This is a genomic window from Rhizobium sp. SVR5-9E (assembly GCF_056755095.1).
On record NZ_JBNDHS010000780.1, the window covers coordinates 1 to 233 of the forward strand.

Annotated in this window: 1 protein-coding gene; it reads right to left on the reverse strand. The window is 40.3% G+C overall.

Features of this window, described 5'->3' with window-relative positions:
• On the reverse strand, nucleotides 1-233 hold a 233-nt coding region (locus ACPYOJ_RS36965), incomplete at both ends, for a hypothetical protein (RefSeq protein WP_481420627.1).

The window sequence follows — 233 nt, forward strand, 5'->3', positions numbered from 1 at the left end:
ACTTACAGTGGATTTGATATGCAGCCTTTTCCCTATGATCGCTCCTCCGGTTACTTCCAACGCTTTATCATTGTCATCATCGATTGTGCTGTTGATGCTTACCTGTTTATTAAACAAAGCATCGTCATTGAAGGTGCTTTTTTTATTGGTATAGAGATTTCCGTTTAAATTGGTGTTGCCGGTAACACTGATATCTTCGCCTACGTTCATATCTTCTTTAATGCCCACTCCCC